This is a genomic window from Nocardia carnea (genome assembly GCF_029869215.1).
In the GTDB taxonomy this organism is placed as follows: domain Bacteria; phylum Actinomycetota; class Actinomycetes; order Mycobacteriales; family Mycobacteriaceae; genus Nocardia; species Nocardia carnea_B.
The window spans coordinates 1-13,723 of sequence record NZ_JARWPM010000030.1 but is presented as its reverse complement, the minus strand read 5'-3'; the positions used below and the strand labels follow the sequence as shown (position 1 = coordinate 13,723).

The following is a 13,723-nucleotide window of genomic DNA, read 5'->3' as shown; positions in this document are numbered from 1 at the left end:
CCGTTACTAATCTGTCTACGCGCCGGGCGGCCCGTTTCGTGTTCGATGAAGAAATCCTCATCCGCGCCTCACGGGGGGATCATCGGGGTTCGGCATAGTGACTGTTATGTCCGGTTCTCGTTCTTTTGCCGCTGTCCTCGTCCTGGCCGGTGCCGCCGCCGTGGTGCTGGTGAGTTTCGCGCTGACCCGTTCGCCGGAGCCGGAGCTCGATCCATCCTCGGTCTCGGTGAGCGTTGCGCCGGACGGCTCGGTCGCACCGGCCGCGCCGGGCACCGGGTCGGAACCGGGACAGCCGGCCCCTCGTGAACGGGAAGGCGCCGTACCGCAACCGGCACCGGGCTCGCCCGGCGGGCCGTCGGCTCCCGGCGCTACACCTCCAGGGCCCGCGCCCGCCCCCGGGCCCGCAGCTCCCGCGCCGGCGCCCGGACCGGTGGCTCCGGCACCGGTACCGCAGCAGGGCGATGACGATGCCGACGACGGATTCGACGACGACGCGGACGATCAGCCGGATACGGACGGACCGTCCGACAGCGATGATTGAGCTCGACCCCGCTCGCACCGACCACACCTCGGAGCCGACCCTGCGCCAACCCGCGCCCGAACCTTTCCGGACCGCTGCCGGCCACCCGGCAGCGCTCGATCAGCGGGTCCGCCGGCGGCGCGGCTCCCGGTTACCGGCCCGCTGGAAGATCACCGCCTGGATCATGCTCACGACCTTCCTGCTGCTGGTCGTGGTATTGGTGACCGCCCGCAACCTGCTGCTACGCGATGTGAACACCCGGGCGAACGCCGATATCGCGCAGGAGGCCGACGAATTCCGCACCTTCGCCGCCGAGGGCGTGGACCCCACCACCACCCAACCGTTCACCTCGGTGGAAAGGCTGCTCGAAACCTATCTGCTGCGGCAGTCCCCCTACGACGGCGAGGTGATGGTGGGGATCGTGGAGGGCCGGCAGCTCGGTGGTATCCGGGGCAACGTACCCGCGGCGGTGGCCGCCGACCCGAACCTGTTCACCGCCACCGTGTCAGGTGACCGGACCTCCGGGGTGGTCGACTCGCCGGCCGGTGAGATGCGGTGGGGCCGGGTGGACGTCGAATCCGAGGCCGACCGGGGTTCGTTCGTGGTGGCCGCGTTCACCGAGGTCGGGCGGGCGGGTGTCGACCGGATGATGCGCACGATCGCCGGAGTTTCGCTGGCCGGGCTGGCCTTGATCGCCGGCGTCGCCTATCTGGTGGCCGGTCGCATCCTGCTGCCGGTGCGCACCGTTCGCGCGGTGGCCGCCGAAATCGGGGAAACAGACCTCACCGCACGCGTTCCGGTCGAGGGGCGCGACGATATCGCGGCGCTGGCGGAGACCTTCAACGATATGCTCGACCGCCTCGAACACGCCTATACGACCCAGCGGCAGTTCGTCGACGACGCCGGCCACGAACTGCGCACGCCGATCACGGTGGTCCGGGGGCATCTCGAACTGCTTTCCGAAGACCCGGAGGAACGGCGGCGCACGCTGGCCCTGGTCGATTCCGAACTGAACCGGATGGGGCGGCTGGTCTCGGATCTGCTGATGCTGGCGAAGGCCGAACAGCCGGACTTCGTCGTCCGGCGCCCGGTCGATATCGCGCAGACCATGCTGGATATCGAATCGAAGGTACAAACTCTCGGGGACCGGCGCTGGCATCTGATGGAGGTGGCCGAGGGCACCGCGTGGATCGACGCGCAGCGGGTCACCCAAGCGATGTTGCAGCTCGCGGCCAATGCCGTAGCGCATTCCGCCGACGGCACCACCGTGCAGCTGGGTTGCCGGCTCAGCGGTACCGAGCCGGATCGCACGCTGTCGCTGTGGCTGTCCGACCAGGGCCCGGGTGTCGCTCCGGAAGACGCACCGGTGATCTTCGACCGGTTCCGGCGCGGCCGTCCGGCCGACAGGTCCGGGACGGATCGTAGGTCCGGTGCGGGACTCGGCCTGGCCATCGTGCGAGCGATCGCCGATGCGCACCACGGGTCGGCCTGGGTGCGCAGCGTGCCCGGCGACGGCGCCACCTTCGGACTCGATCTGCCGGCCGACCCGGCGTATCCCGCAAGCCGCGACACCGCCGATCCGAACGAACGCAAGGGGTAGGAGATGAGCCGGATCCTGATCGCCGAAGACGATGTGCACATCGTGTCGTTCGTCGGCAAGGGCCTGCGCGCCGCCGGATACACCACCGAGCATGCCGCCGACGGCGAAACCGCCTTGCTGATGGCCCGATCCGGCGCTTTCGACATGGTGATCCTCGATATCGGGCTGCCCTCGATGGACGGTTTCACCGTGCTGCGCCGGCTGCGTGGCGAGGGTGTGCGAACCCCGGTGGTGGTGCTCACCGCGCGCGACAGCGTCGACGATACGGTCGCCGGGCTCGAGGGCGGCGCCAACGACTACATGACCAAACCGTTCCAGTTCGCCGAACTCCTGGCCCGGGTACGGCTGCGCCTCCAGGACGAATCGACCGCGGGTGCGCCGTCGATCACCTTGTCGCACAACGGCCTCTCCCTCGACCTGCGCTCCCGGCGAGTGCATATCGACGGGCGGACCGTGGATCTCACCGCCCGGGAATTCGGCCTGCTCGAAGTATTCCTGCGCCACCCCGACCAGGTCCTGAGCCGGGAACAGATCCTCGGCCAGGTATGGGGCTACGATTTCGACCCCGCCTCCAACGTGGTCGATGTCTATGTGCGGGCGCTGCGGGGCAAGATCGGCGCCCAGCGCCTGCACACCGTGCGCGGGATGGGGTACCGGCTCTCGTGACCCCGACCGAATTCCGGACCGCACCCCGCCGGCGCCCACCGGCCGGCGCACCACCCGCCCGGGAGCCCGCCTGGGCGCCCCTGCTGGCCGCGATCGCGGGAATCCTTGTATGCCTGGGGTTTCTCGCCGCCGCGGCGGCCGGCGACCTCGGCCGCGAAGCCCTGATCACGCTCGTGGTGTTCGTGGTCGCCATCTGGATGTGGGTTTTCGCGCCGGTGCCCGACACCTATGTCGCGCTCGGCGCTGCGGTGGCGCTCGTGGTCACCGGGCCGATCGATACCGAGACTTTCACCGGAACCCTCGGCGATTCGGTGATCTGGCTGCTGGTGGGGTCGTTCGTGATCGCCGCGGCGGTCACCGCGAGCGGGCTGTCGGCGCGGATCGCCGCGCGGGTGCTCACCCTCGCCCGGACCCCACGGCAGCTGATGCATCTGCTCACGGTCGTCCTGCTGGTGACCACCTTCGCCATCCCGGCGACCTCGGGCCGCGCCGCCCTGGCGCTACCGGTCTTCCTGGCGCTCGCCGCGGTGCTGCGGCAGCGGCCGCAGCTGGTGCTGGCGCTCGCGGTGGGGATCCCGTCGGTCATTCTGGTCTCGGCGGTGGGTTCGCTGCTCGGCGCGGGCGCCCATCTCATCACCAGCGAGATCGTCGCGACGGCCACCGGTACCGGTTACGACTTCGTGCAGTGGCTGATCCTGGGCCTCCCGCTCGCGGTGGTGTGGTCGCATCTGGCCGCGGAGATCGCGCTGATGCTGTACGCCGACCGCGACGAGCGGCGCACCCCGCTCACCGTGCCCGCGGCGGCCTTCGCCGAGGCGGCGGGAGCGCCGGCGCGGGGGCCGCTGTCCGTGCCTCAGCGCCGGGTGCTCGGTGCGCTCGCGGCCGTGGTGGTGTTGTGGTGCACCGAAGCGCTGCACGGGGTGGATCCGGCCGTGGTCGCGGTGCTCGGTGCCCTGCTCGTGACCGCGCCGAAGATCGGCGCGACCACGCTGCCCGCCGCCGCGAAGACCATCCCGTGGACTCTGCTGCTGTTCATGGCCGCCACGCTCTGCCTGGGCATCGCCCTCACGACCAGCGGCGCCTCCGCCTGGCTCGCCGGCCTCGTCTTCGACCCGGTGCGTGCGCTGGGATCCGCGGCCGGTGCGGTCTTCCTGGTACTGACCGTGGTCGTCTCCCTCTTGGCCCACTTGATGATCCAGTCGCGGTCGGCGCGTTCGGCCGTACTCGTGCCGATCATCGTCGCGACCGCTCCGGCGGTCGGTGTGGATGCGGCCGCGGCGGCCTTTCTGTCGACGGCGGCGGCCGGTTTCTGCCACACCATGACCAGTTCGGCGAAACCGATGACCGTTTTCGCCGCATCCGACACCGTTCCGGGATTCCGGCCCGAACATCTGCTGCGCTACTCCGCCGTCCTCGCCCCGCTGTCGGTGGCCCTGCTCCTCGTCTTCGCGGTCTGGGTCTGGCCATACCTGGGACTGAGTCCCAACCCCTGACCCGCGTGGTCGGCTCTCTCGAAAGGCACCACCATGGCATTACCCGTTCCCCAGCGCATCCTCGTCGCGCCCAGCGGGTTCAAGGAAAGTCTCGGGGCAGAGCCCGTCGCGCACGCCATCGCCGCCGGTCTGCGCCGTGTCCTGCCGGGCGTGCATGTGGATCTCGCCCCCATCGCCGACGGTGGCGAAGGCACCGCGGCCATGCTCGCCGCCGCGACCGGCGGGACTCTGCATCACCTCGAGGTGGCCGGGCCGGTGGGTACCCCGCTGCGGGCACAGTGGGCACGGCTCGGTTATCCGGCCGCGCAGACAGCCGTGGTCGAGGTGGCCGCCGCGGCGGGTCTGCGGCATGTGCCGCGCGACCGCCGGGACCCGGGCGCCACCACCACCTTCGGAGTCGGGCAGCTCATCGCCGCGGCCTTGGACTCGGGTGCGCGGCGAATTGTGGTGGGCTGCGGCGATTCCGGGACCTGCGACGGTGGTGCCGGCGCGCTCCGAGCCTTGGGTGCACGCATCCTCGACCAGATGGGTGGCGAAATCGGCTGCGGTGGTGCCGAACTCGCGCGCGCAGCGCGTCTCGACCTGTCCGGCCTGCATCCCCGCTTGGCGGACGCCGAAATCGTGGTGGCGGGCAATCCGCACAACCTGCTCTGCGGGCCGCGCGGTGTCGCGCGGATGTTCGGACCGCAGAAGGGCGCCACACCCGCACAGGTCGAAGCGCTGTCGCTCGCGCTGGACAACTGGGCGGCAATCCTCGAACGCGACGGCCGGGCGGCCGGTGACCTGCGCACCGGGCCGGTCACCGGTGCGTCCGGCGGACTCGGCGCGGGACTGGCGGGTGGGCTGGGCGCGGTGCTGCGCTCCCGTTTCGACGCCCTGCTGGATTCCGGCCTCACCGGGGCCGACCTGGACCGCCGGATCGCCCGCGCAGATCTGGTGATCACCGCCGAAGGCGCGATCGATCTGCAGACTCCGCACGGCAAGGTGCCCGCCGAAATCGCCCGCCGGGCCCGCTCCCAGGGCGTGCCGGTGGTCGCGCTGGCCGGATCGCTGGGGGAGGGTGCGCCGCTCGTCCACGATGTCGGTATCGGCGCCATCGCCTCCATCCTCCCCGTACCGATGGCCCTCGCCGACGCGGTCGCCGATGCCGAACGCCTGCTCACCGATGCCGCCGAACGTATGATGCGGATGCTGCTGGTCGGTGGTGCACTTTCGGCGCGGATGAGTCGCGGAGCGAGCCGGCCCGCCGCGTTGGGCGGCCGGCGCGCCACCGGACCGCGTATCCCGGCTGCCCGCGGCCGGGCCCGCGGACAACATCGGTGAGGTGGACGGGTCCAGTGGCCGGCGCGGGCAGGCCTTCAGAACGCGCGGCCGGCGGGCGTGGCGTCCGGGATTCCCGGACGTGGGCCGGATCCCGGGCAACATCACCTACGCGGTGGCGGGTGGTGCGCAGGCCCTGCGGTGGCTGAAGTCGATCTCGCGGCTGGGACTACGGCCGCCGAAGCCCTCGAAGAGATGGCATGCGATCCGGGCGACCGCTGCTGATCGCGTACGTGAACGGGAGGCGTTCAGCGGTCAGTGTGGTGTCGTGCGAGTGGTATCGGCGCCGGCGCGGAGGTGTATCGGCACCGTTGTCCCGGCCGGGTACTCGGGCAGGGTGTAGCTGTCGGTCTGCGACAGCATGCGGGTCATCAGCGGCTGCATCAGCCGCGAGGTCATGAGGCGGACGGAGGCGTGGGCGGCCCGGATCCCCATCTTCGTGCGCGGGGCCATACCTTTCACGCCCCCTGGCGGCAACTGCTGTGCGGTCTCTACGAACGGCCGCAGGATCTCGGTGTAGCGGGCCAGTGCGGCGGCAGGGTCGTGCGGGGTGCGGGCGATCTCCCCGGCCAGCACATAGGCACCGACCAGCGCCATGGCCGTGCCCTGCCCGCTCATCGGCGACCCGCAGTACCCGGCGTCCCCGACCAGCGCGATCCGTCCGGTGGTCCAGTCCGGCATGGTGATCCGCGCGATCTCGTCGAAATAGAAATCCTCGGCCCGGTCCATCGCGTCGAGGATGGTGCCGGTCACCCAGCCGCCGGCGGCGAGGCTTGCCCGGATGAGTTCCCGCTGGGCCGCGGTATCGCTCTGGAGCGCCGGATCGCGGTCTGTCCGGATGGTGACCATCGCCTTCGCGGTTGCCGGGTCGGCATCCGGGCGCACCCCCGCGACGATTCCGCCGGGTAGCGAATACATGGTCATCCAGTGCGGTTCGATACCGGCCGGGGTGGGCATGGTGAAGTACGACGTGTAGGCGCCGAGGTAAGTGCTGAACTGTTCTTCCGGTCCGAAGGCCAGCCGCCGGGTCGCCGAGTGCAGGCCGTCGGCGCCGATCACCAGGTCGAATTCCCCGGTGGTGCCCGAAGCGAAGTCGACCCGTACGCTGTCACCGAATTCGCGCAGGTCACGAATCGATTCGCCGTATCGGTAGTCGACACCCGGATTGCCGGGTTCGCCGACGGCATCGGCAATCGCGTCCAGCAGAACTCGATTCAGATCGCCGCGGGTGATCTCGATTTCGGCGACCGCGCCGTTGCCACCGAAGAGATCCGCGGGCATCCGGACGATTTCGCGCCCGGCGCTGTCGACATGCAGCATGCCGCGCTCGTCGAGCTGATACCGGCGGATTCCGGGTATCAGGCCCATCCGGTCGGCGACCGTCCGGCTCGGACCGCGGAGATCGACGGCCTGACCGCCCGGCCGGGGAGCGGGGGCGCGTTCGATCACGGTCGGCCGGATACCGGCGCGGGACAGTTGCAGCGCGACGGCGTTGCCGGCGATCCCGCCGCCGGAGATCAGGACCCGGAGGGCGGTAGGGCTTGTGGTCATCGTTTCCTCGCTCAGGCTTGTTCGAATGTCTTAGACAAATGTCTAACACGGTGTAGCACGAATGTCTAGAACAATCGTCTAAGACGAGCGGTAGGGTGGGGGTATGGGAAACAAGGAGGATCTCCTCGCCGCCGCGCGTACCTGTATCTACGAGCGCGGGTTCGCTGCCACCACGGCCCGGGACATCGCCACCACCGCAGGGGTGAGCCTCGCCGCCATCGGCTACCACTTCGGTTCCAAGGACCGGCTGCTCACCGAGGCCTTCACCGACGAGACCGGCCGGGTGATCGGGGACGAGCTCGAACGCCGGATCCGCGCCACCGCGGGACAATCGCCCGGCGCCGCGTTCCCACAGGTCTGGGCGGGCATCGCGGAGCTGTTCGAACGCAATCGGGAGGTGCTGGTAGCGAGTGTGGAGAACTTGGTCCGGATCCACCGCACACCGAGCGAACAGGCCCGGATGGGGGAACTGAGTGATTTCGGGACGGCCGAGATAGCGACCACGCTCGCCGAAACCTATCCGGATCTGGACCCACCACAGGCCCGTGCCCTGGCCGGGCTATACATGATTCTGCTGAACGGGTTGGTGATGCACTGGATGAGCAACCCGGACGGTGCACTGCCCGGCGGACCGGAACTCGGCGCGGCCTTGGCAGCCCTGACCCAGAGCGGGGACGGCACTTCGTGAAACTCACCGCCCGGACACCGGGAGGCGCGGGGGCCTTCGCTTTCCTCACATACAACGTGAAACCGGCACGGCCGCAGGCGTTGCGCGGGACGATACGGTCGAACCCGTACCTGGTACGGCGAGTGAAGCGGGCTGGAATGGTCGAGACAATGGTCGTGGTCGAGCGAGGTGACCGGCTCGGCGCGGAATACCGGCGCCGTATCACCGAGGTGTACGTGCGCAGCTTCGCGGCGGATTTCGTCGCGTTCTCGCGCGACACCGGCACATTGGCCGACGCGTTCGAACATATGTTGCTGCTCGAACGGTTCTATATCGCGCTCGTCGACGGTGAGCCGGCCGGCCTCGCCTCTCTCACGGAGGGCGACCAGACACTGTTCGCACCGCGCCGCGCGGAGATCCGGCGCCACCTCGGGCCGGTACGCGGGCTGCTCGCGTATGTGGTGATCCGGCGCTGGTTCATGGCGCCCACCGACGGTGCCCGCCCCGGACGCGCCGAAATCGGGTTCGTTGCCACCGAACCGGCCTACCAGGGCCGCGGCGTCGCCACAGCCCTGCTGCGTCACCTGCTGGCGCTGCCCGGATACAGCGAGTACGTACTCGAGGACATCAAGGACACCAACGCCTCCGCCCTCGCCGTCTACACCAAGCTCGGCTTCACGGTCTACAAGCGCCGGAAAGCACGCTTCGCCAAGCGCGCCGGATTCTCCGAACTCTTGTCGATGAAGCTCGAGCAGCACCCCGGGCGGCACACCGCCGGCGTCTGAGATCGCGCCGTCAGAGCGGTACGTGGTGTTATCGGGAACGAGAAAGGCACCTGACCATAAACCGTGGCCAGGTGCCTTATCGTGTCTCGACCAACACGAGTCGGGGTGGCGGGATTTGAACCCACGACCTCTTCGTCCCGAACGAAGCGCGCTACCAAGCTGCGCCACACCCCGTGAAGCGGACCTGACGTAGCTTACATCAGGTCCGGTCCGGAAAAGAAACCGGCAGCTCGGGGCCGGTTTTCCGGGCTGTGGGATCTACCGTGCCACGGCCTGCGACGTGGACCTGCCGCGGCCGGAATCGGCGGCCGGTTTCTTCGGCGGCACCGCGACGAGGGTGAGCAGAGTCGCCTCGGGACGGCAGCAGAACCGGTAGGGCGCCCAGGGGGAGGTGCCGATACCGGCGGAGACGTGCAGCCGGGTGTGGGCGCCCCATTTGGACGGGCCCTTAACCCGCGACCGGTCGATATCGCAGTTGGTGACCAGGGCGCCGTAGCCGGGCAGGCACAGCTGGCCGCCGTGCGTATGGCCGGCGAGGACCAGGTCGTAACCGTCCTCGGCGAAGCGGTCCAGCACGCGCGGTTCCGGCGAATGGGTGAGACCCAGGCGCAGGTCGGCGAGCGGATTGGGGGCACCGGCGATGGTGTCGTAGCGGTCGCGTTGCAGATGCGGGTCGTCGACGCCGGCGCTGGCGATCCGGATACCGCCCACCTCGATATCGCGGCGGGTGTGCGTGAGGTCCAGCCAGCCGCGTTCGGTGAACGCCGCGCGCAGATCCTTCCACGGCAGCGGGGCGCCGTGCACTCGCTTGTGGTTCTTGTCGAAGTACTTCAGCGGGTTCTTCGGCACCGGAGCGAAGTAGTCGTTGCTGCCGAAGACGAACAGACCGGGCCGCGACAACAGCGGGCCCAGCGACTGCACCACCGCCGGTACGGCCTTCTGGTGTGACAGATTGTCTCCGGTATTGATCACCAGATCGGGTTCGAGCCGATCCAGTTCGCGGAGCCACTGCTGTTTGAGCTTCTGCCCGGGAGTCATATGCAGGTCGCTGATGTGCAACACCCGCAGCGGAGCGGAACCCGGCCGCAGGACCGGCATGGTCGCTTCGCGCAGCACGAAGGCATTGCGTTCGATCAGTGAGGCGTAGCCGACTCCGGCAGCCGCGGCTCCGGCTGCGCCGAACGCGGTCCGGCGCAGGGCCGACGTCGAGATCACGGGCATTTGCCCAGCATAGGTGACCAGGACGGCCCGCGCGCAGCGTGTTCAGCCACAGTTACGGTGCTGTGGCGGGCCGATTACCTGCTCACCGGGCTGGTCACCGGGCCCGTGGCCTTGGGAAACAATGCGATAACCCAGGGTGGACACGCCCGGTGCGGAGCGATAATCCGATGGGCGTGGCGCGGTGCAGCGGCTACCGTTGCGCCCATGTCGGAACTGAAATCGAAGCTGCGCGCCGATATGACCGCCGCGATGAAGGCGAAGGATTCGCTGCGGCTGAACACGCTGCGAATGCTGCTGGCCGCCGTCCAGACGGCGGAGGTCGCCGGCAAGGAAGCGCGGGAGCTCTCCGATGCCGAGGTCGTCGCCGTACTCACCAAGGAGTCGAAGAAGCGCAACGAAGCCGCGGAGGTCTACACCCAGGCCGGTCGCGGGGAGCTCGCGGCCAACGAGCACGCGGAGGCGCGGATCATCGACGAGTACCTGCCCACCCAGCTGACCGACGCGGAAGTCGCCGACCTCGCCGATACCGCGATCGCCCAGGTTGCGGAGGAACTGGGTGAGCGGCCCGGTAAGCGGCAGATGGGGCAGGTCATGAAGGTCGCGACCGGGCTGGCCGCCGGGAAGGCGGACGGGTCGCGGATCTCGGCGGCGGTGAAAGCGCGCCTGTGATCGCGGCGCCTCAGCGGCAGTGACAGCACTGTGCCCCGGGCGCGCTGATCGCGCGGACCCGGGGCACAGTCATTGCCGGGTGATCACCGGGGTATCGGGATGGGGATCGGCGGCAGGAACGGCGGCAGCGGTATACCGGGCGGGGGCTGGGCCGGCGCGGGCGGACGTCCCGGCTCCGGTGCCTGCCGGATGGTGCCGTCGCTGAGGTAGATCGTCACCTGCGAGCCCGGGATCGCCGATCCGTTCGGGGTCGAACCGGTGACGGTGCCCTTCGGCGCCGAGCCGGGCGAGGTCACCGAGGTGACCTTGAAGCCGGCGCCGGTGAGCGCGGCGGTCGCCTCGCCGGCCGTCATCCCGACCACATCGGGTACCTGCGCATTCGCCGAGCCGCGGACGTATTTCTCGTCGACCGGCGGCAGTGCGGGCGGCGGGAAGTTGCCCGAAACGTCCTTCGCGGCCTTGAACCAGGTCCGGGCGGGTTCGTTACCGCCGAACAGGCCGTTGGCGTCGCTGGCCGGGCAGTTGCGCAGCGGGAACGAGCAGATCTCTCCGGGAGTCGGGCTGTCGCCGTAGACGTAGACGGCGCCGGCCAGCGAATTGGTGAAGCCCACGAAGGCCGAGGAGCGGTGGCTCTCGGTGGTCCCGGTTTTGGCCGCGACGGGCATGTTCCAGCCGGTAGCCGAAGCCGCCGCGCCGGCGGTGCCGCCCGGATCGTGGTCCTTGCCCATGGCATTGGCCAGCGTATCGGCCAGACCGGGCTCGACGACCTGCTCGCATGCCTGCTCGGTGAGCGGAACCGGTTTGCCGTACCGGTCGATGACCTGAGCGATGGGCGAGGGCGGGCACCAGGTGCCGCCGGAGGCCAGGGTGGCCGCCACATTCGACAGCTCCAGCGGATTCACCGCGACCGGGCCCAGGGTGAACGACCCGAGGTTCTGGCCTTTGATCATGTCGGCCAGGCTCTGGTTGTCGAAGCCGGAACTGCCCGGTTCGGTGTAGGAGCGCAGGCCGAGCCGGACGGCCATATCCACGGTGGGGGTGACGCCGACAGCCTGGATGAGCTTCACGAAGGCCGTGTTCGGCGAGGTGGCCAGCGCCTCGGTCACCGACATCGGCGACCGGTAGTTACCGGCGTTCTCGACGCAGTAGGTGTCGGGCGGGCAGCCGGGGGCGCCGCCGTTACCCATACCGCGAGCGTCGAACCGGCCCGGAACGTCGAGCTGGGCGCTGATACCCATGCCCTTTTCCATCGCGGCCGCCGTGGTGAACAGTTTGAACACCGAGCCGGCGCCGTCGCCGACCATCGAATACGGCTGGGCGAGCAGAGTCTCGTGCGCTTCCCGGTTCAACCCGTAGGTGCGGCTACTGGCCATCGCCAGCAGCGGATGTTTCTCCTTGCCCGGGCCGATCAGCGACATGACCGAGGCGATATTCGGCAGATGCGGGTCGGCGTGCTCGGTGACCGAACGTTTCACCGAATCCTGGACGGCCGGGTCCAGGGTGGTGCGGATCAGATATCCGCCCTTCTGGATCTGCTCCTGGCTCAATCCGGCCTCGGCCAGGTACTGCAGCGCGTAGTCGCAGAAGAAACCGCGGTCGCCGGCGGCGATACAACCCTGCGGCAGTCCCTTCGGCTCGGGCAGTACGCCCAGCGGCTGGGTTTTCGCGGCCCGGAATTCCTCGGCCCGGCTGGGGATGTTCTGGATCATGGTGTCCAGGACGGTGTTGCGCCGGGCGGTCACACCCTCCGGGTTGGTGTAGGGGTTCAGTTTCGAACTGCTCTGCACCATGCCGGCGAGCATGGCCGACTGCGCGACGTTCAGGTCTTTCGCGTCGATGCCGAAGTAGGTCTGGGCCGCGTCCTGGATGCCGTAGGAGGAGTTGCCGAACGGCACCAGATTCAGATAGCGGGTGAGGATCTCGTCCTTGCTGAGTTCCTTGTCCAGCGTCAGGGCCATCCGGATCTCGCGGATCTTGCGCGCGGGGGTGGTCTCGATGGCGGCGCGGCGTTCGGCATCGGTTTTCGCGACCACCAGCAGGTTGAAGTTCTTCACGTACTGCTGGTCGATGGTCGAGGCGCCCTGCTGGACCTCACCGCTGCTGGTGTTGGTGAGAAAGGCGCGGATGGTGCCCTGCCAGTCGACGCCGTGGTGGTCGGCGAAGCGTTTGTCCTCGATCGAGACGATGGCCAGCTTCATATCGTTGGAGATCTGGTCGCTGGGCACTTCGAAGCGGCGCTGCTCGTACAGATAGGCGATGGGGTTACCGGCCGCGTCCACCATCGTGGAGACGGCCGGCACGGTTCCCTCGACCAGTTCCGCCGATACGTTGTCGACGGCGTCGGCGGCGCGGTTCGAGACGAATCCGAAACCTCCGGCGACCGGGAACAACATTCCGGCAACGAGTACGGAGGCGAGTACACAGCTGCCCGCCAGCTTGAGGAGCGCACGTGTGATCGGCACAGCACCAGGGTAGAGGGTGGCCGTCCGGCGTCCGTGACGTGTGGACATTCGGTGTTGTGTATCCGGATTCGCCGATTGTGGGGCGGGTCCGGGTGACGGCTCCTGACGTGCGTATTCGACCGTGGGGGCGGGCAACGGGGCGGAGGCCGCAGGGACGGTCGTACCAAAAAGTCATCATCCGGTCTTGCGCTCGCGGCATACCTTTACCTAGATTGAGAGCTCAGTGTGATAGAGCTAACACTCAATGTGGAATGTGGTGCACTTCGCAGCGGGGTTCGGGTTGCTGCGGAGTACACGCGATTCCGGAGCGCCGTGACCCGGTGTTCGGACTGGCAAAGGGGCACACCAAATGCACATGACAACCCCCGTCGCTCGCTTGGATGTAGAGCAGGCCGAAGCAAGGATCGCCTGGGTTTCCCAGGCCCGATGCAAGGAAGTGGATCCCGATCAGCTGTTCGTCCGCGGCGCCGCCCAGCGCAAAGCGGCGACGATCTGCCGGCACTGCCCGGTCCTGATGGAATGCGGGGCGGACGCCCTGGACAACAGGGTCGAATTCGGCGTGTGGGGCGGGATGACCGAGCGGCAGCGGCGGGCGCTGCTCAAACAGCATCCCGAGGTGACCTCCTGGGCGGACTTCTTCAACGCCCAGCGCCAGCACCAGATGGCGATGTAAGGGAATTTCCGATTGGATTACCGGCCGGGGGGGGGGGGGGGGGGGGGGGGGGGGGGGGGGGGGGCGGGGGGGGGGGGGGGGGGGGGGCGGGGGGGG

The 13,723-nt window shown here is 69.0% G+C and carries 12 protein-coding genes and 1 tRNA gene; 9 read left to right on the top strand and 4 right to left on the bottom strand.

All coding sequences use genetic code 11. The features are described from left to right. Positions 1 to 106: 106 nt before the first annotated feature. The 5 genes from QH276_RS00830 (at position 107) to QH276_RS00810 (ending at position 5,602) form a co-directional block, all read left to right on the top strand. Positions 107 to 541, top strand: coding sequence for a hypothetical protein (locus tag QH276_RS00830; RefSeq protein WP_280402297.1), 435 nt, complete (start codon positions 107 to 109; stop codon positions 539 to 541). 163 nt (positions 542 to 704) lie between these two features. Then, a complete protein-coding gene (locus QH276_RS00825; RefSeq protein WP_280402321.1) occupies positions 705 to 2,120 on the top strand; it encodes a sensor histidine kinase in 1,416 nt (471 codons plus the stop codon). A gap of 3 nt (positions 2,121 to 2,123) precedes the next feature. After that, entirely contained in the window at positions 2,124 to 2,786 is a 663-nt protein-coding gene (locus QH276_RS00820; RefSeq protein WP_280402298.1) for a response regulator transcription factor, read from the top strand. Then, positions 2,783 to 4,279: an SLC13 family permease gene (locus QH276_RS00815; RefSeq protein WP_280402299.1), complete on the top strand. Its 1,497-nt coding sequence runs from the start codon at positions 2,783 to 2,785 to the stop codon at positions 4,277 to 4,279. Before QH276_RS00820 ends, QH276_RS00815 begins: the two co-directional genes overlap by 4 nt. A gap of 33 nt (positions 4,280 to 4,312) precedes the next feature. Continuing rightward, positions 4,313 to 5,602, top strand: a complete 1,290-nt coding sequence (locus QH276_RS00810; protein WP_280402300.1) for a glycerate kinase family protein — start codon at positions 4,313 to 4,315, stop codon at positions 5,600 to 5,602. Positions 5,603 to 5,854: 252 nt separating this feature from the next. Here QH276_RS00810 and QH276_RS00805 read toward each other — a convergent pair whose 3' ends face one another. Beyond that, complete coding sequence (locus QH276_RS00805) at positions 5,855 to 7,150, bottom strand: FAD-dependent monooxygenase (RefSeq protein ID WP_280402301.1); 1,296 nt, start codon at positions 7,148 to 7,150, stop codon at positions 5,855 to 5,857. 103 nt (positions 7,151 to 7,253) lie between these two features. On the opposite strand from QH276_RS00805, the gene QH276_RS00800 reads away from it, so the two are divergent. Further along, the gene (locus tag QH276_RS00800) at positions 7,254 to 7,838 is read left to right on the top strand and encodes a TetR/AcrR family transcriptional regulator (protein WP_280402302.1); all 585 of its coding nucleotides are present in this window, start codon (positions 7,254 to 7,256) and stop codon (positions 7,836 to 7,838) included. A 137-nt stretch (positions 7,839 to 7,975) separates the two neighbouring features. After that, positions 7,976 to 8,602: a GNAT family N-acetyltransferase gene (locus QH276_RS00795; RefSeq protein WP_280402303.1), complete on the top strand. Its 627-nt coding sequence runs from the start codon at positions 7,976 to 7,978 to the stop codon at positions 8,600 to 8,602. A gap of 100 nt (positions 8,603 to 8,702) precedes the next feature. Here the strand turns inward: QH276_RS00795 and QH276_RS00790 are convergent. After that, positions 8,703 to 8,776 (bottom strand) — tRNA-Pro (locus tag QH276_RS00790). An 84-nt stretch (positions 8,777 to 8,860) separates the two neighbouring features. Then, positions 8,861 to 9,823 (bottom strand): metallophosphoesterase, encoded by a 963-nt coding sequence (locus QH276_RS00785; protein ID WP_280402304.1) that lies wholly within the window; start codon positions 9,821 to 9,823, stop codon positions 8,861 to 8,863. A 204-nt stretch (positions 9,824 to 10,027) separates the two neighbouring features. Here QH276_RS00785 and QH276_RS00780 point away from each other — a divergent pair, with 204 nt between their 5' ends. After that, positions 10,028 to 10,492 carry a GatB/YqeY domain-containing protein gene (locus QH276_RS00780; protein ID WP_280402305.1) on the top strand — a complete coding sequence of 155 codons (465 nt, stop codon included), beginning with the start codon at positions 10,028 to 10,030 and terminating at the stop codon, positions 10,490 to 10,492. Between the two features lie 83 nt (positions 10,493 to 10,575). On the opposite strand, the gene QH276_RS00775 is transcribed toward QH276_RS00780, so the two are convergent. Further along, positions 10,576 to 12,885 carry a penicillin-binding protein gene (locus QH276_RS00775; protein ID WP_432278747.1) on the bottom strand — a complete coding sequence of 770 codons (2,310 nt, stop codon included), beginning with the start codon at positions 12,883 to 12,885 and terminating at the stop codon, positions 10,576 to 10,578. Positions 12,886 to 13,303: 418 nt separating this feature from the next. On the opposite strand from QH276_RS00775, the gene QH276_RS00770 reads away from it, so the two are divergent. Then, positions 13,304 to 13,627, top strand: coding sequence for a WhiB family transcriptional regulator (locus tag QH276_RS00770; protein ID WP_033243922.1), 324 nt, complete (start codon positions 13,304 to 13,306; stop codon positions 13,625 to 13,627). The last annotated feature ends 96 nt before the right edge of the window (positions 13,628 to 13,723 follow it).